Consider the following 20,451-nt stretch of genomic DNA (forward strand, 5'->3'; position numbering starts at 1 on the left):
TAGAACGCAAGAATTTAGATACAGTTATTGCATTATTACCGGGCGTAAAAAGCCCGTCGGTAGTGCCATTGGCAGAGGCCAATTGGGTGGCGATACATACTGTTATCCCTGAACGTGATTTCTGGGATAGGATAAGCCAGCTAAAACAAGCCGGAGCGCAAGGCATTGTAGTAATGCCGATAGAGAAAATAATATTATAGGCCTCACCTAAATCCTCTCCTTTGGAGAGGACTTGAAGTAGGGCTTTAACATAACATAGATACTCCCTCTCCTTTGGAGAGGGGTTGGGGGTGAGGCAATGGAAACATTCAATTATTCAGATTTAAGTGAAGCGGATATCCAAAAACTGGTTCAGCGTAATGTTGACCCGGCAAATGAGATACGCGCGTTGGTTGAAGAAGTAATAGACCATGTAAAACAACATGGCGACCGTGCTTTGTTTGATTATGCCCATAAATTTGATAAAGTTCAACTGGACAAGCTGTATTTAAATAAAGCCGAACTACAGGAACTTGCAGCCGCTATACTACCCGAGCAGCAAGAGGCTTTACAAACCGCTTATGCTAATATTTATAAATTTCATAAGGCGCAGCTAAAAACTGAGGACAAGATTGAAACTATGCCTGGCGTAACTTGCTGGCGCGAATTAAGGGCTATTGAAAAAGTTGGGCTTTACATTCCTGGTGGTACGGCGGTATTGCCATCTACCTTTTTAATGTTAGGCATCCCGGCACGTATTGCAGGTTGTGACCAGATAGTAGTATGTTCCCCTCCTCAAAAAAACGGTAAGGTAAATGCGTTTATAGCATACGTGGCTTTAATGCTGGGTATAGATAAAGTTTATCTGGCGGGTGGCTCACAGGCCATTGCCGCTATGGCTTATGGCACCGAAACAATTACAAAGGTGGATAAGATATTTGGGCCTGGAAACCAGTTTGTAACGAAGGCCAAAACCATTATCCAGTCTACAACTACTACTGCCATTGATATGCCTGCGGGGCCATCAGAAGTATTAGTAATTGCTGATAGAACCGCCAAACCTGCCTACGTAGCTGCCGATTTGCTGGCACAAGCCGAGCATGGTATTGATAGCCAGGCTATATTAGTTTGTACATCAGAAAGCATCGCACAAGCAGTATCAGCCGAGGTTGAGAAACAATTAGCCGTATTGCCCCGTGCAGAAATTGCTAAGCAGGCATTGGATAATTCTTACATCATCATAGCCAATACGTTAGATGAGGCCATGAATTTCAGTAATGAATACGCTCCCGAGCATTTGATATTGGCTGCCAATAACTGGCAACAGCTAACGGCTGGCATTAAAAATGCAGGATCTGTTTTCCTGGGAAATTTAACGCCGGAGAGTGCGGGCGATTATGCATCGGGCACCAACCATACCCTGCCTACGAGCAGCTATGCAAGGGCATATTCGGGTGTATCGGTAGATTCATTTGTAAAAAAGATAACCTTTCAGCATTTAACTGATGAGGGGGTACAAAATATAGGCCCTGCAGTAGAAATACTGGCCGAAATGGAAGGCCTGCACGCGCATAGGAATGCGGTGAGTATAAGGATGAATAAATAGCATTATGTCATTGCGAGGTACGAAGCCTCACCCTGCCCTCTCCAAAGGAGAGGGTTCTAAGTTTTAAAGTCCTCTCCTTTGGAGAGGATTTAGGTGAGGCCATCGCTCGCAATAACATATAAGAATAGAATAACATGTACGATATAAATAACATACTACGCGAAAACATAAAAAACCTAACCCCCTACTCTTCTGCACGTGATGAGTACCAGGGCGAGGCAAGCGTATTTTTGGATGCTAATGAAAACGCATTCGGCTCTCCGTTGGATACAGCATACAACCGCTACCCCGATCCAATGCAGTACCAGGTAAAAATGCGCCTGAGCGAAATTAAGGGTGTTCCCGCACGCAATATATTTGTAGGTAACGGCAGCGATGAAGCTATCGACATCCTGTTCCGCAGCTTTTGTAACCCGGGGGTAGATAACGTGATCATTGTTCCGCCTACCTATGGCATGTACCAGGTATCGGCCAATATAAATGATGTGGAAGTGCGCAAGGTATTATTAACCGAAGAATACCAGCTAAACCTGGAAGGGATTGCAGAAGCTATAGACGAGCGGACTAAACTGATCTTTATCTGTTCGCCAAACAATCCTACCGGTAATTCCATTAACCGGGATGATATAGAAACGCTGCTGGCCAATTTTAACGGTATTGTTGTTATTGATGAAGCTTACATCAACTTTAGCCGCCAAAAAACTTTTATACAGGAACTAACCGAGTACGCCAACCTTGTTGTACTGCAAACTCTCTCAAAAGCATGGGGATTGGCCGGTTTACGTGTAGGTATGGCCTTTGCAAGCGAAGAGATAATAGAAGTAATGAACAAGGTAAAACCGCCGTATAACGTTAACGAGGCTTCACAGCAATTAGCTTTAGAGGCATTAAATAATGTACAGCAGGTTAACGAATGGATAAAGGAAACTTTAGCACAGCGCGATAAATTAGTGCTCACTTTAAAGGACTTTAATTTTGTGCTGGACATTTACCCATCTGATGCGAATTTCATCCTCGTAAAAACAACAGATGCTAAAGGCATATATAACTTTCTGGTGCAAAATGGCATCATCATCCGTAACCGTACAAATGTAGAATTATGTGAAGGCTGCCTGCGGATAACCATTGGCACCCCTGATGAAAATAAAATATTGATTGACACCTTACAGCAATATAAATAATGAATAAGCTGCAAAAAGTACTTTTTATTGATCGAGATGGTACTATTATTAATGAAACTGAAGACGAGCAGATAGACTCGTTCGAGAAACTTACATTTTATCCCGGCGCATTGCAATACCTGCCCAAAATTGCAGCCGAATTGGATTATGAGCTGGTAATGGTAACCAATCAGGATGGTTTAGGAACAGCATCTTATCCGGAAGATACTTTTTGGCCGGTGCACAACCTCATCATAAAAACATTTGAGAACGAGGGCGTACACTTTTCATACGAAGCGATAGACCGTACATTCCCTGCCGACAATGCCCCTACCCGTAAACCGGCAACAGGCCTGCTTACCCAATACCTTGATGCTGAAAAGTACGACCTGAAAAACTCCTTTACTATAGGCGACCGCAAGAATGATATTTTGCTGGCTAAAAATTTAGGCGCAAAAGGCATATGGCTCAACAATAAATCGGGCTTGGGAGATCATGAATTTAAAACGGATGAAAATAATGGCATTGCCTCTGTTGTAGCCCTGCAAACTACCGAATGGAAAGATATTTACGAGTTTTTGAAGCTGGGCATACGTGTTGTTGAACATAGCCGGGTTACAAAAGAAACGGATATCTATATTAAAATAAACCTTGATGGAACCGGCGAGTCAAAGGTATCAACTGGCTTAAATTTCTTTGACCACATGCTGGATCAAATTGCCCGCCATGGCGGCATAGATCTGACTGTTATTGCCAAAGGCGACCTGCATATTGATGAACATCACACCATTGAAGATACAGGTATTGCCCTGGGTGAAGTTTTTGCCACTGCTTTAGGCAATAAAATGGGCATTGAGCGTTATGGTTTTTGTCTCCCTATGGATGATTGCCTTGCACAAGCAGCTATTGATTTTGGCGGACGAAACTGGATTGTTTGGGAAGCAGATTTTAAGCGCGAAAAGGTTGGCGATGTGCCTACAGAGATGTTTTACCACTTCTTTAAATCTTTCAGTGACGCGGCAAAATGCAACCTGAATATAAAAGTCGAAGGACAAAACGAACATCACAAAATTGAAGCTATATTTAAAGCCTTTGCCAAAGCCATAAAAGTGGCGGTAAAGCGCGATGTAAACAAAATGGTTTTACCGAGTACTAAAGGACTACTTTAACCCCCTCCGCCCCCTGCAGGGGGAACTTTGAATAAAATGATTGATACAAATGAAAATATTTTAAAACATTCAGAAACTCCCCCTTCAGGGGGCGGGGGGATTGGTATAATAAGATACGGCGCCGGAAACATTTTTTCTCTCACTGCTGCATTAGAGCGGTTGGGGATTGCCTATGGCATGATCAATTCTGAAGCAGATTTTGAACAGTATGACCGTTATATTATACCCGGCGTTGGGCATGCAGGTGCTGCTATGCATAAACTGGAACAAACCGGCCTTGTGCCTACCATAAAAGCGCTCAATAAACCTACTTTGGGTATTTGTGTAGGTATGCAGCTGCTCACTTCACATAGTGAGGAGGGCGATGCCGGTCTGCTGAATATTTTCCCTGTAAAAACGCTTAAATTCGCCAGCAATGGCCCTTTTAAAGTGCCGCACACCGGCTGGAACCAGGTATTTGCAGAGAAAGAAAATCCACTTTTTGAAAATATTCCTGTCGGATCACACTTTTACTTTGTACATTCATACTTTATTGAGTATGACCCATTATACACTTTATCATCAACAAGTTACATAAATAAATTTTCGGCATCAATTTGGCATGACAATTTTTACGGTGTACAATTTCACCCTGAAAAGTCTGGCGTGCATGGCGAAACATTACTTAAAAATTTCTCAAAAATTTAAAACATGTATATTATCCCCGCTATTGATATTTTAAATAAAAAGGTTGTACGATTGCGTGAGGGCGATTATCAGCAGGTAACAGAGTACGATGTTACGCTGGAAGAAATGATTGAAAGGTATCAATCTAACGGCACCAATTTTATTCATATAATAGATTTGAACGGCGCTAAAAACGATTTTAGCAATCAGCAATATTTGTTTGATGTAATCCGTAAAACAGATATGCAGGTACAGTATGGCGGCGGTATCCGCAGTATTGAGAAAGTAAAAGAGCTGATAGATGCCGGCGTTCACCGCGTTATTGTTGGTACACAAGCCATAACCAACCCAACTTTTTTAGAAGACCTGAGTAAAGCGGTTTGTGGCAAGGATAAATGCAGCGACCAGGTTGTTATTGCTATTGATGTGCTCGACGAAGTGATCAAATATTCCGGTTGGATGGAAAGCTCTCCAATTAAGCTGATGGATTATGTAGATAAGTGCCTGGCATTAGGCTTTTACCGTTTTCTATGTACTGATATTAACAAGGATGGCAAATTAGGCGGTGCCGGTGTTGAATTGTATGAAAAACTGCTTGATCATTCTCCATTCATTAAACTGATCGCATCGGGCGGTGTAAGTTCAATGGCTGATATTGAACAACTAAGTAAAATAAAAGTAGAAGCCTGCGTAGTTGGAAAAGCCATCTATGAAAACCACATTAGTATTGAAGAAATTAAAAACTGGAATTTAGAATCACTTATTTCCATATAACCCCCCAGCCCCCTGAAGGGGGAGCTTTTGAATAGCCATTTCAACGATGTATGAGTAAGCAACTTTTTCTCAGTGCTGGGTCAAAGATTTTTGAGAATGCCAAAGGCCTTCGTAATAATCCAACCCTGGCTGAAACTACTCTTTGGGGATATTTAAAAGGCAATAGACTTGGGGTGAAATTTAGAAGGCAACATCCGTTAGGAAATATATATAGCAGATTTTTATTGCCATCAACACAAATTAATAATTGAATTAGATGGTAGTATTCATCAGCTACCTGAAGTAGCCGCGAACGACATACAAAGACAAGGAAGTCTTGAAGCCGACGGCATAAAATTTCTTCGATTTAATAACAACGAGATACTTAATCAACTTGAAAAAGTTTTGACAACTATAAAAGCAAACATTAGCTCCCCCTTCAGGGGGCGGGGGGGGTTAACCAAGCGAATCATCCCCTGCCTTGATGTTAAAGACGGCCGCACTGTAAAAGGTGTGAACTTTGTTGATCTGCGAGATGCCGGCGACCCGGTTGAACTGGCTTGGAATTATTCGCAGCAAGGCGCCGATGAACTGGTTTTTCTGGACATTACCGCAACTGTTGAGCGCCGCAAAACAATGGTGGAGCTGGTAAAATCAGTAGCCAGGCAAATTAATATCCCATTTACCATTGGTGGGGGCATAAATGAAATTGCCGATGCGGATGCCTTATTAAATGCCGGAGCCGATAAAATATCCATAAACTCGGCCGCGGTACGTAACCCTGCTTTAATTGATGAACTGGCTAAAGCATTTGGTGTACAGTTTGTAGTAATAGCAGTTGATACAAGGATAATGGGCAATAAAAACATTGTACATTTAAATGGCGGCCGCCTGCCCACAGAAAAAGAAACGTTAAACTGGATATTGGAAGCCGAAGACCGTGGAGCAGGTGAAATACTGCTAACATCTATGGACCATGACGGCACAAAAGCAGGTTTTGATAATGGGTTGCTTAAATTGGTGAATGATGCGGTAAACATCCCGGTCATCGCATCAGGGGGGGCGGGTTCTGTTCAGCATTTTGTTGATGTATTTCAGCAAACAAATGTTGATGCCGCACTGGCAGCATCAGTTTTTCATTATGGTGAAATACTGATCCCAGACCTGAAAACTATTTTGAGACAAAATAATATTGAGGTAAGGGTTTAAGCCTTTGGTTCCCCTCTTGAGAGGGGTTAGGGGTGTGTTTACTCTGCGAATGACACACCCCTGCCAATACACAACCCTCCACGCCCCCTCTCGAGAGGGGATTTAAAACAGATAACTATGAACATCGACTTTAACAAAACAGACGGTTTAGTGCCGGTTATTATACAGGATGAGCAAACACTCGAAGTGCTGATGCTGGGGTATATGAACCAGGAAGCTTATGATAAAACCGTACATGAAAATATCGTCACTTTCTTTTCCCGTTCAAAAAACCGCTTGTGGACAAAAGGAGAAACCAGCAATAACTACCTGCATGTAAAAACTATGCATATTGATTGTGATAACGACACCCTGCTGATAAAGGTTAAAGCTGATGGCCCTACCTGCCATACCGGATCACGCAGCTGTTTCCAAACAGATTATAATCAGAACTTTATTATGCAACTGGAAAGCATCATTGCCGACAGGTATGAAAACCCGCAAGAGGGATCGTACGTAAATAAGCTACGGAATAAAGGCCTGAACAAAATAGCCCAAAAAGTTGGTGAAGAAGGCGTAGAAACTGTAATAGCAGCTCTTGCAGAAACAGAAACCGACCTTATCAATGAATCATCAGACCTGGTGTTTCACCTACTGGTACTGCTTCGTGAAAAAGGTTTAAATTTAGAGCGAATAGCAAAAAATTTAGAGGAAAGACACAAGTAGAGAGTTAGCAGTTTTAGGTTTGCAGTTAGCATCTTAATACTGCAAACTGATAACTGCCCACTGATAACTGCCTACCGCAAACCAAAATGGAAGTACAAAAAACAGCAGAACTTACCGGCCATAGTAACCCAATATTTACCCTTGAACTTTCACAAAAGCCGGGGATATTGTTTACAGGTGGCAATGATAAAGGTTTGGTAGAATGGAGCCTGGAAAGTAATTCGTTCATTAAAGTAATGTTCCCGGTGCCTACGTCTATCTATGCTATCCATTGCCCGGTTGGTTACCCGTTGATGTTTGCCGGGCTGCGCAGCGGAGAGGTATTGGTATTCAACTTTATAGAGCAAAAAATAACGCATCGCTTAAGGCATCATGTTAAGCCAATCTTTGATATCAAGTCATCGGTTAAAAAGAATGAATTGCTGATAGTTTCAGAAGACGGTACGGTATCTGTATGGAGCCTGAATACTTTAGAGTTAGTGCATAGTATTGCGGTATCAAATGACACCGTACGCTGCATTACTATTAATCCCGAAGAAAACCGGGTCGCTTTTGGCTGCCGCGATAATCGCATAGTAATATATGACCTTGAGGATTACAGTTTAATTAAAGCATTAATTGGCCATACAATGGCTGTTTTTTCCTTACAATATTCACCAAACGGCGAATACCTGGTATCAGGCAGCAGGGATGCACAGGTAAAGATATGGGATAATAAAATCTATAGCCTTATTCAAAATATTCCGGCACATTTATTTGCGGTTAATCACATTGCATTTCATTCCACGCTACCATACTTTGCTACTGCCAGTATGGATAAAAGCATTAAAATATGGGATGCCTCTGATTTTAAGCTCCGTAAGATAATCAGCCGCGAAAAAGGTTATGACAGCCATGCCCTATCCATTAACAAACTGGCATGGAACGGCAATCAGCTACTTTCAGTAAGCGACGATAAAAAAGTGATCTGCTGGGACGTAACGTTTTAGTAATACCGTTTTATCACACGAAGTTTGTGCGTGTACCTTTTTAATTCCTCAGAGTAGATCCCCTCATTATCAATAGTATCTATCTTAACCTTACCCGATGCATGAATAATTTGTCCGTTGTTTAGCAGGATGCCTACATGCGTTATACGGTTTTCTTCGGCGCCAAAAAAGGCCAGATCACCCAATTTTGCTTTGGCTAAACTATTTACAAGCATACCATCCTCGGCTTGTAAAGAAGCATCCCGCCTCAGGTTAATGCGCATCAACTTAAATACAATTTGTGTAAAGCCCGAGCAATCAATACCAAAATGGGTACGGCCACCCCATAAATAAGGTGCATTTAAGTAAGATTTGGCAATGTTGGTGATATAGTCGTTTTCACCTATTTCACCTATAATTTCAAACTTTTGGTTGCCTATATAGCTTGTAGTCCCTTCCAAAAACGCAAGAGAGCTCCCGGCCGGCAAATATATAATTGAATTATCAAGAATTTTCCAGGCTTGTGTAACGGGCTTAAACGTTAGTGGGGCCGGTGTTTGCAAAAGGCGTTTATAAGCCATATGGCCAAGCATAGTAAATTGCAACCTGTCTATCCAGCCGGTGTAGTTATCGGTAGCTGTGGTTATTTTAACCCACTTTTCTTTCCATTCTATAATCTCAAAGGCTTCGCCAAACAACACCTGCGATACCTGTTCACTGCGGTCGCTCGGTTCTGCACGTAAGGGTACAATTGCAAGATTACAAATTCCGTATTCCATATAAAAAATCTCAAATAATTACGTATAATCACAAAAAATATTACAACATAAAAAAGGGGAATGCGTTATCCGCATTCCCCTCTAAGGTAAATTATTTTTTACTATTATTCGTTCATGTGCAGCCAGTCCTTTTTGGCCAGCAATTCTTCTTCTGTTTCTCTAACGTCTTCATCATCAACGCAGCAATCTACCGGGCAAACCGCGGCACACTGTGGTTCGTCATGAAAACCTACACATTCGGTACATTTATCAGGTACAATGTAATATATATCATCAGACAATGCAGCCTGAGTTTCTTCTGCATTTAATGTATTGCCATCGCCAAAATCAATAATTCCTTTTAAACCCGTACCGTCTGAAAATCTCCAGCCGGCTCCCGCATCATAAATTGCATTATTGGGGCACTCTGGTTCGCAGGCTCCACAGTTTATGCATTCATCGGTGATTATAATCGCCATATTATTAAATATTCTTATTTTCTCAATTAACTTTGTCCAACTTGCAAAGTATGCAAATATAACAAAAAAAGGCTTTAAGGGTTTACCCGCTTAACATATATATGTCAAAATTAGATATTTCAACTACTATAAACATTTTTACAGAATTAGGAAAGCAATTAGCAACCCCTGATACCCAATTAATGCATATTATTGATTCTGAGCGCCAATACAATGCCTGGTTTACCCCAGAAAGTGTATTACGGGCGGTTGTAGCAACCGGAGAAATGTTAAATGCAGAAGACCTTGAAAAATGGTTGAGCAGATATAATATCCAAAATAAAGCAGGCAAAAAAATTGGTTTAGTACTGGCAGGTAACATACCACTGGTGGGTTTTCATGATGTATTGTGCGTTTTATTAACCGGTAACCATGCTTTAATAAAAGCATCATCGCAAGATGCACGACTTATTAAATACGTTTTAAGCAAGCTGGTTGATATTGAAACTTCTTATAAAGATCAGTTTAGTATTGTTGAGCGACTGGTAAATTTTGATGCTATTATTGCCACCGGTAGTAACAATACATCGCGCTATTTTGAATACTATTTTGGCAAAGTGCCTAACATAATCCGCAAAAACCGCAACAGTATAGCCTTATTAACGGGTAACGAAACGGCCGCGGACCTGCATAACCTGGGCCATGATATTTTTGACTATTATGGCCTGGGCTGCCGCAACGTATCTAAATTATTAGTACCTGCTGGTTACAATTTTAATTTCTTTTTTGAATCGATAGAAGATTTTAACCCTATTATCAACCATCATAAATACAATAACAATTACGATTACAATAAATCAATTTACCTGGTAAACCGCGATGAACATCTGGATAACGGTTTTTTACTAGTTAAGCAGGATACCCGGCTGGTTTCGCCACTGGCAGTGTTGTTTTATGATACTTACGATAGCATTGAATTGGCAGAAAAATTTTTACAAGAGCAAACCGATCAATTGCAGTGTATAGTAACGGGAGTTCCGTTGCAAATAAAAAATCAGCAGGTAACTTTTGGCCAAAGCCAGTATCCGCAATTATGGGATTATGCCGATGGCATTGATACAATGGAATTCTTGTCAAATCTTTAAAATTACAATACCTTTGGAGAAGTAGTGATTAATCATTGAGTTATTAGGTAATTGGTTAACAAACCGTTTTAAGAATGACTTAATGACTAATGACCCAATGACTAAAACAATGTATATAATAAAAGTTAAAGGCGTTGCCAAAATACCCGACTATGTACAGCTGCGGGATGATAAGTTTACGTTGCTGGCTTATTTTAGGGTTGACAGGCCTGAGAAATCACTGGATAAGGTGGGCCTGAGCCACAAATTTGATTATATAATGAATATTGTAAAAGACCTGCCTTTTGGTAAAATATTAAAATTAGAGCTATAATAACATGATAGGAAACTCTATTATAAAATTAAACAACATTGATGTTTTTCAGCAAAAGCATTTGGTGCTGTCAAACGTTAATCTGCATATTGATAAAGGTGATTTTGTATGGCTTATTGGCCAAACAGGTTCAGGCAAAAGCAGCTTGCTAAAAATTATTTATGGCGATTTAAGTGTTCCAAGCGGCACAGGCCATGCCTGCGGTTATGAGCTAAGTAAACTTGCAGATAAGGATGTTCCTTACCTGCGCCGTAAACTGGGTATCGTTTTTCAGGACTTTCAGTTACTGACTGACAGATCTGTTGAGCAAAACCTCCAGTTTGTTATGCGTGCCACCGGCTGGACAGATAAGCAACAAATATCTGACAGGATATTGGATGTACTTGAGAAAGTAGGCCTTCGTTCTAAGTTAAAAAAGATGCCGCATGAACTATCAGGCGGCGAACAGCAACGTGTGGTGATTGCCCGCGCCCTGTTAAATAATCCTGAAATTATTTTGGCCGATGAACCAACCGGTAATCTTGACCCTGATACATCTGAAGAGATCGTTCTGCTGTTAAAGCAAATCAGCCAGTCGGGTACCGCGGTATTAATTGCCACACATGATTATCATATCATCCGCACTTTCCCATCGCGCATTATTAAATGCGAAAACGGCAAAGTATTAGAGGATGTTCAGATAGCATAGACAGTTTGCAATAGGCACAGTTAGCAGGAAGGCAGAATTTGTGAACTGCCAACTGGTATCTGCAATACTTAGTGACTGCCAACTCAAAACTGCAAACTTAACCGACTAATTTAATTACTACTGACAGCTTGTCGGATTAAACCCGATGGCAGGATACTTGATTAGCATTATTTGCTTATGAATTTTAATGACATGTTAAAGAAAAAGAAGAAAGAAGATTCAGAAACCCGTGAAAATACAGCTGAAATGGCAAACGAAAGCGGACAAACTGACGGACAAGAAGAAGTTCAACAGGTTGAGGTTACAGAGAACACCATTTCTTTAGAGGAGAAGTGTAAAGAAGAGCTGTCACAGGCAAATGATAAGTTTTTACGCTTATATGCCGAGTTTGATAACTTCCGCCGCAGAACTGCAAAAGAACGCGAAGAAGCCCGTAAAACAGAAGGTAAGGATGTAATTGTTGCCCTTTTACCCGTATTGGATGACTTTGAACGTGCTATAAGATCAATGGAAAACGCAACCGATATTGTTGCTGTTAAAGAAGGTGTTGTGCTTATTCAAAATAAAATGAAGAATATTTTGGCGCAAAAAGGCTTAAAAGAAATGCAGTCAATAGGCTCGCCTTTTAATGCCGACCTACACGAGGCTATTACCAATATCCCTGCCCCTACAGATGATATGAAGGGAAGTGTGATAGATGAAATGGAAAAAGGATATGAGCTTAATGATACAGTTATCCGCTTTGCGAAAGTAATTGTTGGAGCATAAAGATAGTTAGTGAATTAGTGAAGGGCTGAATTAGTGAATTACATCTCGCTAAACCATCACTCATTTATTAATTGAATATATAAGTAGAGCGCTGAATTAATCACTAATTCGCTAACTCACTAAATCAATAAATAAAAACATGGCTAAAAGAGATTATTATGATGTGCTTGGTGTTAGCAGAGGCGCTGATGCTGATGAGGTAAAAAAAGCATATCGTAAAATGGCTATCAAATATCACCCGGATAAGAACGAGGGGGATAAAGAAGCCGAAGAAAAATTTAAGGAAGCTGCTGAAGCTTACGAAGTGTTAAGCTCGCCCGAAAAACGCCAGCGGTATGATCAGTTTGGCCATGCTGCTAATGCTTCATCACCAAATGGCGGTGGCTATGGTGGCGGAAGCATGAATATGGACGACATATTTAGCCAGTTTGGTGACATATTTGGCGGTGGCAGCCCATTTGAAGGATTTTTTGGTGGCGGCGGCAGGCAAGGTGGCAGTGGCCGCAGGGTTGCACGCGGCAGTAACTTACGTATTAAAGTAAGGCTAACCATTGAAGAAATTGCCAACGGTGCCGAAAAGAAAATAAAGGTAAACAAGCAAATACTTTGTAAAACCTGCGATGGCACAGGCGCAAAAGATAAATCATCTTTTACAACTTGTAAAACTTGCGGAGGCCAGGGATCTGTACGCAGGGTAACCAATACCATTTTGGGCCAGATGCAAACAACCAGCACCTGCCCTACCTGTAACGGCGAAGGATCAATAATCACTTCAAAATGTAATGTTTGCCACGGCGACGGTGTTGTACGCGGCGAAGAAACCATTACTATAAACGTTCCGGCTGGTGTAAGCGAAGGCATGCAGTTAAGCATGAGCGGTAAAGGTAATGCTGCCCCACGCGGTGGTGTACCCGGAGACCTGATCATCCTGATAGAAGAAATTCCTCATGAAACTTTAAAACGCGACGGTAACAATGTGATCTATGATCTGCATGTGAACTTTGTTGACGCAACCCTGGGTACAAGTGTTGAAGTGCCAACAATTGATGGCAAGGCCAAAATAAAAATTGAGCCGGGCACACAGGGCGGTAAAATATTACGCTTAAAAGGTAAAGGCGTTCCGGAAGTAAACTCTTACCACCGCGGCGACCAACTGATACACATCAATATCTGGACACCAAAAGCGCTAAGCCGCGAAGAACGCGAGATCTTAGAAAAACTACAGGGTTCACCTAATTTTAAACCAAACCCGGGCAAAAACGAGAAAAGTTTCTTTGAACGGATGAAGGAATATTTTGAGTAATAGATAATCAGAAAAATCGGAAAGATAATATGAAGCCCGGATCGTTAAGATTCCGGGCTTTTTTACGGCTTCATTTTGGGCTGGTGCATCATCAAGTCATTAATAATGTCTTCCACCTTTTTTGCCGGCATTTTTTCTACAAGGTAGGCATGCAGGGTTCCTCCATCATCCCATGCATTATTACCCTCATTAGCTACTGTAATTTTTCCTTTATGCAAGGTATAATATGCAGAGTAACCTCTCACAGCTACTAATACAGCCGTTTCGTCCCAGCTTTTGCGGCCGGTTGAATCCTCGGCAGCCTTTGGGATACTTAAGCTGAATACATCCTTTACCGGGCTGTTTTTTATAGCAGCATTATTTATTAAAGGCAAACCCGTTTTTATTTTCTCCCCTATCTCAAACCCACTAAGGATAACCGGTGTAGGCCAGTTATCAAAAGCATGCTGACTTGCTGTTGCATCTTTCATCACATTAAATTCCCATCCGGAGGGAAACTTTCCTGCCATGCTTACCAATAATTTTACCTTTTTCTGCACAAGCTTTTGCCCGCTAAGCGCCGAATATTCATCCGCACCTGATTGTAGCAGGTTAGCCAGGTTAGTTAAAAATCCTACAGAAACTATGGTTACACTGCCATCCGGCTGGGCAGCCAGTATTTTACGGTAAAGCTTCACCGCGTCCTCTGCTTCGCTATTAGTTTTTAATTGATGCGGATATTTAGCCAATACTGTATCTGTCCAGTGTTGGGTATCGCGCAGGCTTAAGGCATACCCTTTTGGCACACCTATGGGAGTATTGGGGCGTTTAAAATACGTGTTAAATACACTTAGTACGCCGGCTACGCCTTCATAATTTGTGCTGGCCATGGTAGCTAATATTTTTGCTTCTCCCTTATCAGCCATCGCATGCAGAATAGCTATGGCCCCTACGTCGTCATAATCGGGGCCCATATCTGTATCAAAGATAATATTGCAGGGCTTTTGCTTAATAGTTTGGCATTCGGCAATTACTGTTATATAAAAAAGAAATGTGAAGAGTAAGGTAAATTTGTTCATGACTAAATTGGTTAACCAACTAATATATAATTAATCCGTGTAACAATCACACCCTACCTATATCTAATTTAGCAAAAACTAACCCTGATATGCTAAGCATTCGCAACATTGTTAAACAATATGCCGGTCACCGTGCGTTAAGCGATGTAAGTTTAGAAGTTGAAAAAGGCCAGATCTATGGCTTGCTAGGCCCAAATGGCGCCGGCAAAACTTCACTCATCCGTATTATTAATCAAATAACCGCCCCTGATTCCGGCGAAGTGTACTTTAACGGCCAAAAGCTTAATCAAAACCATATTGAGCGGATTGGTTATTTGCCTGAAGAGCGCGGCTTGTACAAAAAAATGGAAATAGGCGAACAGATGATCTACCTGGCCCGCCTGAAAGGTCTAAGCCGTGCGGAAGCTACCCAGCGCCTGAAATTTTGGTTTGATAAACTGGGCATGGAAACCTGGTGGAAAAAGAAGATAGAAGAACTATCAAAAGGGATGCAGCAAAAAGCACAGTTCGTAGCTACAGTTTTGCATGAGCCCGACTTGATCATTCTGGATGAACCCTTTAGCGGGTTTGACCCGGTAAATGCCGAAATTATTAAAGATGAGATACTGGAATTAAATCGCAAAGGTGCTACCATCCTGTTCTCTACACACCGTATGGAATCTGTAGAGGAGCTTTGTGATGCAATTGCCCTCATCCACAAATCGCATAAGATACTCGACGGTAAAGTTAAAGCTATCCGCCGCTCGTACCGTAATGATACTTACCTGGTGGAATATGCCGGTGAAAAATTAAGCTTTGACGGCAACCAGCCATTTGATGTGGTAAGTGAATTAACAGGTGATGATAATACCCACACCATCCGCCTAAAGCTGAACGGAAATAATACATCAAACGATGTGCTGCAATACTTGATACCCCAAACGCGCATTAACATGCTGCAGGAAGTTATCCCGAGCATGAACGAAATTTTTATCGAAAAAGTAAATCTAATAGCATAAACCATGAATAAAGTTTTACTCATAATACAACGCGAATACATAACCCGTGTCAGGAAAAAATCATTCATCATAATGATTTTTGTGGTGCCTTTGCTGATATTGGGCATGACAGGTATTATCGCCTTAGTAGCCAAAAACACCAGCGAGCTATCATCAGAGCAAGTTGTTAATGTAATTGACCAAAGCAATGTTTTTGCAGGGAAATTACACAACGTGAAGAACATTAAGTTCCAACCAACAAAGCAATCTTTAGAGGAAGCTAAAGCTGGTTTACAGGGTAACGAAGACCTGTCTTTGTTACTGATACCTGCCAACTATACAAAAGTGCCGGTACAGATATTTTCAAAAAAGAAGCCATCTTTTAAGCTTACGCAAGAGGTTGAAAATCAAATGAACACCATTGCTACCACAAAAAGTATGGTTGAGCATCATATTGATACCGCTTTCTTAAATACCATCAAAAAAAATAAAATATCCATCAGTGCGATGGAGGTTACTGCAACAGGCACTAAAGATGCTAACGTGGGCCCGACTATGCTGGTAGGGATAGCCTGTGCTATTTTCATTTATCTGGCATTATTTATTTACGGCGCGCAGGTTATGAGAGGTGTTATTGAAGAAAAAACCAGCAGAATTATCGAGGTGATCATATCATCTGTTAAGCCTTTCCAATTAATGCTTGGGAAAATAATTGGTGTAGGTTTGGTTGGTTTAACGCAATTCACAGCATGGATAGTGTTATCAATAATTGCCACCAAAATAGCCGGACAAGCATTTTCATCGCCCCAAAGCCCCATGATGGGCGCCCTCGCTGTTTTGCAAACTATTCCTTTCGGATACATTTTGGGCTGTTTCCTGTTTTACTTTATAACAGGATATCTGCTTTACAGTGCGTTGTTTGCAGCGGTAGGCTCGGCTGTTGATAGCGAAACCGAAACGCAGCAGTTTATGTTCCCTATAACTTTACCATTACTGTTTACCTATATCCTGTCGGTATCTGTATTATTCCAGGCGCCTGATAGCCCGCTGGCCGTATGGCTTTCCATCATTCCATTTACGGCACCCGTTGCCATGATGGTGCGGATCCCATTTGGCGGGGTAGCGGTTTGGCAATTGGCTTTATCTATGTCATTAATGGTAATAGGCTTTTTGTTTACAACCTATGTAGCTGCACGCATTTACAGGGTGGGCATACTTATGTATGGCAAAAAAGCAAGCTTTAAAGAACTTGCTAAATGGTTCTTTTATAAAGAGTAAACCCTAAACTTCATCATAAATTCAAAAATCCCTTAAAAGTCAAAAACTTTTAAAGGGATTTTTTACTTTAGTAACAATGCAAAATGAAAATGTGCCAGCAATAAACAAACGTGTAGCCGTAATGGATTTGGGTACCAATACCTTTCATTTACTTATTGCAGAAGGCCCTGCAGATAACTTTAATGAGATATTCCACATTCATGAAGGTGTAAAGCTGGGCGAAGGTGGCATTAACAAAGGCGTCATACAGTCGTTAGCATTTGAGCGGGGCATCACTACAATGCAAAGGTTTCAAAGCTATATTCAGGCGCATGAAGTACATATAGTTAAAGCTATTGCCACCTCTGCTATCCGCAATGCGGTAAACGGCAATGACTTTATTGCACAGGTTAAGGAAAAGGCAGGTATCCAAATAGAACTTATTAATGGCGAACAGGAAGCCGCTTACATTTACAACGGTATAAAAGCAAGTGGTTGCCTAACCGAAGATAACGCGTTGGTGATGGATATTGGCGGCGGCAGTGTAGAATTCATCATCGGTAATAAAGATGAAGTGCTTTGGAAACAAAGTTTTGAAATAGGCGCTGCCCGGCTTATGGATAAATTTCACCAAACCGACCCAATACCCCTTCAATCAATTAAAGAGCTAACCCGATACCTGGACGGTAAATTAGGCGAGTTATTTAAAGCTGCTTTGCAATTTAAACCGTCTGTACTTATCGGTTCATCAGGCGCGTTTGAAAGCTTTGCTGAAGTGATAGAGTTAGAAAAAGGTAAACCTTTTGATTTGAAACAAACAAAGGTTTATGAATTTGATACCGACGATCTTTTAGACCTCATAGAACGCCTCGCCAAATCTACACATGCTAAACGCACCGCTATAAAAGGCATTATCCCTGTGCGGGTTGATATGATTGTGGTAGCAAGCTTAATCACCATTTATATTATGCAAAAGCTGGGTTTAACAGATGTAACCATGTCTTCTTATTCATTAAAAGAAGGAGTGCTGGCTGATATGCTGGCGTAACCCGCAAATTAAGGGATTTATTATATCACAACTTGGAAAATATTTCTTGAAAATTCCATAACATCGTTCTTTAGTTTGTTGTGAAACATCTGAATTCTCAATAAACCCGAAATTAAAAGGCGTTTTTTCTTCGCCAGTAAATACTATAATATAACTTTCCTCAACTCTTTGATCTATCCTGCAAATCTTTTTCAAAAATTCATTAATCAATTCATTTTCTAACATAGTAGCATTTTTAACACCTCAGTTATTAGAGGTGATTACAATGTTATCCATTAATTAGCTTATTAAAACAATCCCGTAATCTTCTTTGTGGCATAATTGCCTACAATAACTCGTGAACATTACAAGGCCATTCAGAATACTCGGCTAACTGGAGCCAATAGAAATTAACATATCCTTAGTATATTGCTGTCGCTTAGCATCCCACATGAAAAAAATATACATCTGCACCGCTCTACTCGTGTTATCGGCTTTTATCGCCCAGGCACAAAAGAAAAACGCTAATGATACCATCACTACCAACTATCAGCCTTCGGTGTTGTTTTCTCCGCTGCCTTATACAAAAAATGGCGACGAAGTGCATTCCCCTAACGGCGACCCCGGACCAAAATACTGGCAAAACCGGGCCGATTATCAACTGAACATTACGCTTGATACTGTAAGTAAAACCATTAGTGGTACAGATAATATTACCTATACCAACAACAGCCCCGATGCTTTGCAATACCTGTGGCTGCACCTTGACCAAAACACTTATAAAAAAGATGCCCGATCAAACTTTGTAACCGGCGCCCAGGCAACACAACATACCAATGGTTATAATATTGAATCGGTTTCAATAGTAACAAATGGCAAAAGCCAGGCGGTTAATTACACAATGACCGATACGCGTATGCAGGTGCGTATGCCTGTAGCCTTAGCCGGTAAGGGTGGCAAGGTAAATGTGGTAATCAAGTATCATTACACCATCCCCGGCAATTTTGGCAATCGCACTGATTATACCGACACAAAAAACGGCAAGATCTATGAGATAGCCCAATTCTATCCCCGCATGTGTGTTTATGATGATGCCCGCGGATGGGATACCGCGCCATTTTTGGGCAGTGGTGAATTTTATTTAGAGTATGGCGATATCGATTATAAAATAACCCTTCCGGCAGATATGATAGTAGCCGGCTCTGGTGAGTTATTGAACCCCGCCGATGTGTTGACCGCAAAACAGATAGCAAGATTAGCAGCAGCCCGCAACAGCGATAAAACCATTATGATCCGTACTGCTGCAGAGGTTACCGACCCGTCATCGCGCCCGGTGAATAAGGGCAACCTTACCTGGCACTTTAAAATGCTGAACACCCGTGATGTAGCTTTTGGGGCATCAAAGGCTTTTATATGGGATGCGGCAAGGGTTAACCTGCCCGGCGGTAAAAAGTGCTTGGCCATGTCGGTATACCCGGTTGAAAGTCAGGGCAGCGATGCCTGGGGTCGGGCCACAGAATATTTGAAGGGTTCGATAGAATATTTTTCGGCGAAATGGTTTGTTTACCCTTATCCGGTAGCTATTAACGAGGCTGGTATTGCAGGCGGAATGGAATATCCGGGTATTGTGCTTGATGGGATAAATGACAAAGGCAAAGAACTTTTTTGGGTGACCGCGCACGAAATTGGCCATAACTGGTTCCCGATGATAGTAGGCAGTGATGAGCGCCGCTTTGCCTGGATGGACGAGGGCTTTAATACCTTTATTGATGTATATGCATCTGATGTATTTAATAAAGGTGAGTATGCCCCTAAACGCGACAGCGAATACGCGGAGAAAGGCGGTAACCCTGCCGATGAGGTCATTCCTTTTATTACCGATCCGGAATCGCCTACCATTATGACCGCACCGGATGCTATCCCCGAGAAATATCGCCACCCCCTCACCTATTTTAAGCCGGCTTTTGGTTTGATATTGCTGCGCGAACAGATTTTAGGTAAGGACAGGTTTGATTATGCTTTTAAAAACTATATAAACAAATGGGCCTATAAACACCCACAGCCTGATGACTTTTTTCGTTCGATGGAGAATGGCGCGGGCGAAGACCTGAACTGGTTTTGGCGAGGCTGGTACTTTAATAATTACAAGCTGGATATAGCACTGATAGATGCCAAGTATGTAAGCAAGGACCATAACAAAGGCATACAACTAACTATTGCCAATAAAGAAATGATGGCCATGCCTTTTACAGTTGAAGTAAAACTAAAAGACGGCAGTAAACAACGCACCTATTTCCCGGTAGAAACATGGCTGCAAAACAAGGTAACTACCTATATCCTGCCAACCACGCAGGAAGCCGAAAGCGTAACCGTTGACCCGGATAATGCGTTGCCAGATGTGAATAGAAAGAATAATGTGAGGAAGTTATAAATACCCAATGACATGGTTTTGTAGAGACGCAATATTTTGCGTCTCTTTTTGCA

23 protein-coding genes and 1 pseudogene are annotated in these 20,451 nt (G+C 41.4%); 21 read left to right on the forward strand and 3 right to left on the reverse strand.

Annotation, left to right across the window (positions count from 1 at the left end):
• The 11 genes and pseudogenes from hisG to WC743_RS16325 form a co-directional block, all read left to right on the forward strand.
• The coding region (hisG, locus tag WC743_RS16275) for an ATP phosphoribosyltransferase (protein ID WP_373013512.1) at window positions 1-200 on the forward strand (200 nt) is incomplete at its 5' end.
• Between the two features lie 98 nt (window positions 201-298).
• Window positions 299-1,585, forward strand: coding sequence for a histidinol dehydrogenase (gene hisD, locus WC743_RS16280; RefSeq protein ID WP_373013513.1), 1,287 nt, complete (start codon window positions 299-301; stop codon window positions 1,583-1,585).
• A gap of 134 nt (window positions 1,586-1,719) precedes the next feature.
• Window positions 1,720-2,766: a histidinol-phosphate transaminase gene (gene hisC / locus WC743_RS16285; protein ID WP_373013515.1), complete on the forward strand. Its 1,047-nt coding sequence runs from the start codon at window positions 1,720-1,722 to the stop codon at window positions 2,764-2,766.
• Window positions 2,766-3,914, forward strand: coding sequence for a bifunctional histidinol-phosphatase/imidazoleglycerol-phosphate dehydratase HisB (hisB, locus tag WC743_RS16290; protein ID WP_373013517.1), 1,149 nt, complete (start codon window positions 2,766-2,768; stop codon window positions 3,912-3,914). The genes hisC and hisB overlap by 1 nt, the downstream gene beginning before the upstream one ends.
• Window positions 3,915-3,950: 36 nt before the next feature.
• Window positions 3,951-4,601, forward strand: coding sequence for an imidazole glycerol phosphate synthase subunit HisH (gene hisH, locus WC743_RS16295; RefSeq protein ID WP_373013519.1), 651 nt, complete (start codon window positions 3,951-3,953; stop codon window positions 4,599-4,601).
• Between the two features lie 3 nt (window positions 4,602-4,604).
• Window positions 4,605-5,354, forward strand: a complete 750-nt coding sequence (locus tag WC743_RS16300) for a HisA/HisF-related TIM barrel protein (RefSeq protein ID WP_373013521.1) — start codon at window positions 4,605-4,607, stop codon at window positions 5,352-5,354.
• Between the two features lie 50 nt (window positions 5,355-5,404).
• On the forward strand, window positions 5,405-5,605 hold the full coding sequence (locus WC743_RS16305; protein ID WP_373013523.1) for a DUF559 domain-containing protein: 201 nt from the start codon (window positions 5,405-5,407) through the stop codon (window positions 5,603-5,605).
• A 13-nt stretch (window positions 5,606-5,618) separates the two neighbouring features.
• A pseudogene (locus tag WC743_RS16310) lies at window positions 5,619-5,702 on the forward strand (hypothetical protein); the annotation flags it as partial.
• A gap of 36 nt (window positions 5,703-5,738) precedes the next feature.
• Complete coding sequence (hisF, locus tag WC743_RS16315; RefSeq protein ID WP_373013525.1) at window positions 5,739-6,542, forward strand: imidazole glycerol phosphate synthase subunit HisF; 804 nt, start codon at window positions 5,739-5,741, stop codon at window positions 6,540-6,542.
• Window positions 6,543-6,659: 117 nt separating this feature from the next.
• Window positions 6,660-7,247 carry a bifunctional phosphoribosyl-AMP cyclohydrolase/phosphoribosyl-ATP diphosphatase HisIE gene (hisIE, locus tag WC743_RS16320; RefSeq protein ID WP_373013527.1) on the forward strand — a complete coding sequence of 196 codons (588 nt, stop codon included), beginning with the start codon at window positions 6,660-6,662 and terminating at the stop codon, window positions 7,245-7,247.
• Between the two features lie 86 nt (window positions 7,248-7,333).
• Complete coding sequence (locus WC743_RS16325; protein ID WP_373013529.1) at window positions 7,334-8,236, forward strand: WD40 repeat domain-containing protein; 903 nt, start codon at window positions 7,334-7,336, stop codon at window positions 8,234-8,236.
• Here the strand turns inward: WC743_RS16325 and WC743_RS16330 are convergent.
• Window positions 8,233-8,994, reverse strand: coding sequence for an NlpC/P60 family protein (locus WC743_RS16330; RefSeq protein ID WP_373013531.1), 762 nt, complete (start codon window positions 8,992-8,994; stop codon window positions 8,233-8,235). The two genes, WC743_RS16325 and WC743_RS16330, sit on opposite strands and share 4 nt — an antisense overlap.
• 104 nt (window positions 8,995-9,098) lie before the next feature.
• On the reverse strand, window positions 9,099-9,452 hold the full coding sequence (locus tag WC743_RS16335) for a 4Fe-4S dicluster domain-containing protein (protein WP_373013533.1): 354 nt from the start codon (window positions 9,450-9,452) through the stop codon (window positions 9,099-9,101).
• 101 nt (window positions 9,453-9,553) lie between these two features.
• On the opposite strand from WC743_RS16335, the gene WC743_RS16340 reads away from it, so the two are divergent.
• The 6 genes from WC743_RS16340 to dnaJ all read left to right on the forward strand — a co-directional run bounded on the left by WC743_RS16340 (window position 9,554) and on the right by dnaJ (window position 13,648).
• Window positions 9,554-10,576: an acyl-CoA reductase gene (locus WC743_RS16340; protein ID WP_373013535.1), complete on the forward strand. Its 1,023-nt coding sequence runs from the start codon at window positions 9,554-9,556 to the stop codon at window positions 10,574-10,576.
• Between the two features lie 109 nt (window positions 10,577-10,685).
• Window positions 10,686-10,889, forward strand: a complete 204-nt coding sequence (locus WC743_RS16345; protein ID WP_373013537.1) for a fructose-6-phosphate aldolase — start codon at window positions 10,686-10,688, stop codon at window positions 10,887-10,889.
• Between the two features lie 4 nt (window positions 10,890-10,893).
• The gene (locus tag WC743_RS16350; protein ID WP_373013538.1) at window positions 10,894-11,577 is read left to right on the forward strand and encodes a cell division ATP-binding protein FtsE; all 684 of its coding nucleotides are present in this window, start codon (window positions 10,894-10,896) and stop codon (window positions 11,575-11,577) included.
• Window positions 11,578-11,617: 40 nt separating this feature from the next.
• On the forward strand, window positions 11,618-11,686 hold the full coding sequence (locus WC743_RS16355; protein WP_373013762.1) for a hypothetical protein: 69 nt from the start codon (window positions 11,618-11,620) through the stop codon (window positions 11,684-11,686).
• A gap of 68 nt (window positions 11,687-11,754) precedes the next feature.
• On the forward strand, window positions 11,755-12,345 hold the full coding sequence (locus WC743_RS16360; protein WP_373013539.1) for a nucleotide exchange factor GrpE: 591 nt from the start codon (window positions 11,755-11,757) through the stop codon (window positions 12,343-12,345).
• Between the two features lie 139 nt (window positions 12,346-12,484).
• The gene (gene dnaJ, locus WC743_RS16365) at window positions 12,485-13,648 is read left to right on the forward strand and encodes a molecular chaperone DnaJ (protein WP_373013541.1); all 1,164 of its coding nucleotides are present in this window, start codon (window positions 12,485-12,487) and stop codon (window positions 13,646-13,648) included.
• Window positions 13,649-13,710: 62 nt separating this feature from the next.
• Here the strand turns inward: dnaJ and WC743_RS16370 are convergent, their stop codons facing one another.
• Window positions 13,711-14,706: a nucleoside hydrolase gene (locus tag WC743_RS16370; RefSeq protein WP_373013543.1), complete on the reverse strand. Its 996-nt coding sequence runs from the start codon at window positions 14,704-14,706 to the stop codon at window positions 13,711-13,713.
• Between the two features lie 89 nt (window positions 14,707-14,795).
• Here WC743_RS16370 and WC743_RS16375 point away from each other — a divergent pair, with 89 nt between their 5' ends.
• The 4 genes from WC743_RS16375 to WC743_RS16390 all read left to right on the forward strand — a co-directional run bounded on the left by WC743_RS16375 (window position 14,796) and on the right by WC743_RS16390 (window position 20,398).
• A complete protein-coding gene (locus WC743_RS16375) occupies window positions 14,796-15,704 on the forward strand; it encodes an ABC transporter ATP-binding protein (RefSeq protein ID WP_373013545.1) in 909 nt (302 codons plus the stop codon).
• Between the two features lie 3 nt (window positions 15,705-15,707).
• Window positions 15,708-16,961, forward strand: coding sequence for an ABC transporter permease (locus WC743_RS16380; protein WP_373013547.1), 1,254 nt, complete (start codon window positions 15,708-15,710; stop codon window positions 16,959-16,961).
• 76 nt (window positions 16,962-17,037) lie between these two features.
• Window positions 17,038-17,988: an exopolyphosphatase gene (locus WC743_RS16385; RefSeq protein WP_373013549.1), complete on the forward strand. Its 951-nt coding sequence runs from the start codon at window positions 17,038-17,040 to the stop codon at window positions 17,986-17,988.
• 430 nt (window positions 17,989-18,418) lie between these two features.
• Window positions 18,419-20,398, forward strand: a complete 1,980-nt coding sequence (locus WC743_RS16390; RefSeq protein ID WP_373013551.1) for a M1 family metallopeptidase — start codon at window positions 18,419-18,421, stop codon at window positions 20,396-20,398.
• The last annotated feature ends 53 nt before the right edge of the window (window positions 20,399-20,451 follow it).

It is taken from the genome of Mucilaginibacter sp. (assembly GCF_041660805.1).
Taxonomy (GTDB): domain Bacteria; phylum Bacteroidota; class Bacteroidia; order Sphingobacteriales; family Sphingobacteriaceae; genus Mucilaginibacter.

What these genes read in the sequence shown, in the direction of transcription:
- WC743_RS16340 (WP_373013535.1), top strand. Translation starts at nt 9,554, where the DNA reads ATGTCAAAATTAGATATTTCAACTACTATAAACATTTTTACAGAATTA.
- hisIE (WP_373013527.1), top strand. Translation starts at nt 6,660, where the DNA reads ATGAACATCGACTTTAACAAAACAGACGGTTTAGTGCCGGTTATTATA.
- WC743_RS16345 (WP_373013537.1), top strand. Translation starts at nt 10,686, where the DNA reads ATGTATATAATAAAAGTTAAAGGCGTTGCCAAAATACCCGACTATGTA.
- WC743_RS16335 (WP_373013533.1), bottom strand. Translation starts at nt 9,452, where the DNA reads ATGGCGATTATAATCACCGATGAATGCATAAACTGTGGAGCCTGCGAA.
- WC743_RS16370 (WP_373013543.1), bottom strand. Translation starts at nt 14,706, where the DNA reads ATGAACAAATTTACCTTACTCTTCACATTTCTTTTTTATATAACAGTA.
- WC743_RS16360 (WP_373013539.1), top strand. Translation starts at nt 11,755, where the DNA reads ATGAATTTTAATGACATGTTAAAGAAAAAGAAGAAAGAAGATTCAGAA.
- WC743_RS16300 (WP_373013521.1), top strand. Translation starts at nt 4,605, where the DNA reads ATGTATATTATCCCCGCTATTGATATTTTAAATAAAAAGGTTGTACGA.
- hisC (WP_373013515.1), top strand. Translation starts at nt 1,720, where the DNA reads ATGTACGATATAAATAACATACTACGCGAAAACATAAAAAACCTAACC.
- WC743_RS16385 (WP_373013549.1), top strand. Translation starts at nt 17,038, where the DNA reads ATGCAAAATGAAAATGTGCCAGCAATAAACAAACGTGTAGCCGTAATG.
- hisH (WP_373013519.1), top strand. Translation starts at nt 3,951, where the DNA reads ATGATTGATACAAATGAAAATATTTTAAAACATTCAGAAACTCCCCCT.
- WC743_RS16375 (WP_373013545.1), top strand. Translation starts at nt 14,796, where the DNA reads ATGCTAAGCATTCGCAACATTGTTAAACAATATGCCGGTCACCGTGCG.
- hisD (WP_373013513.1), top strand. Translation starts at nt 299, where the DNA reads ATGGAAACATTCAATTATTCAGATTTAAGTGAAGCGGATATCCAAAAA.
- WC743_RS16330 (WP_373013531.1), bottom strand. Translation starts at nt 8,994, where the DNA reads ATGGAATACGGAATTTGTAATCTTGCAATTGTACCCTTACGTGCAGAA.
- WC743_RS16325 (WP_373013529.1), top strand. Translation starts at nt 7,334, where the DNA reads ATGGAAGTACAAAAAACAGCAGAACTTACCGGCCATAGTAACCCAATA.
- WC743_RS16350 (WP_373013538.1), top strand. Translation starts at nt 10,894, where the DNA reads ATGATAGGAAACTCTATTATAAAATTAAACAACATTGATGTTTTTCAG.
- WC743_RS16390 (WP_373013551.1), top strand. Translation starts at nt 18,419, where the DNA reads ATGAAAAAAATATACATCTGCACCGCTCTACTCGTGTTATCGGCTTTT.
- WC743_RS16305 (WP_373013523.1), top strand. Translation starts at nt 5,405, where the DNA reads ATGAGTAAGCAACTTTTTCTCAGTGCTGGGTCAAAGATTTTTGAGAAT.
- hisB (WP_373013517.1), top strand. Translation starts at nt 2,766, where the DNA reads ATGAATAAGCTGCAAAAAGTACTTTTTATTGATCGAGATGGTACTATT.
- WC743_RS16380 (WP_373013547.1), top strand. Translation starts at nt 15,708, where the DNA reads ATGAATAAAGTTTTACTCATAATACAACGCGAATACATAACCCGTGTC.
- dnaJ (WP_373013541.1), top strand. Translation starts at nt 12,485, where the DNA reads ATGGCTAAAAGAGATTATTATGATGTGCTTGGTGTTAGCAGAGGCGCT.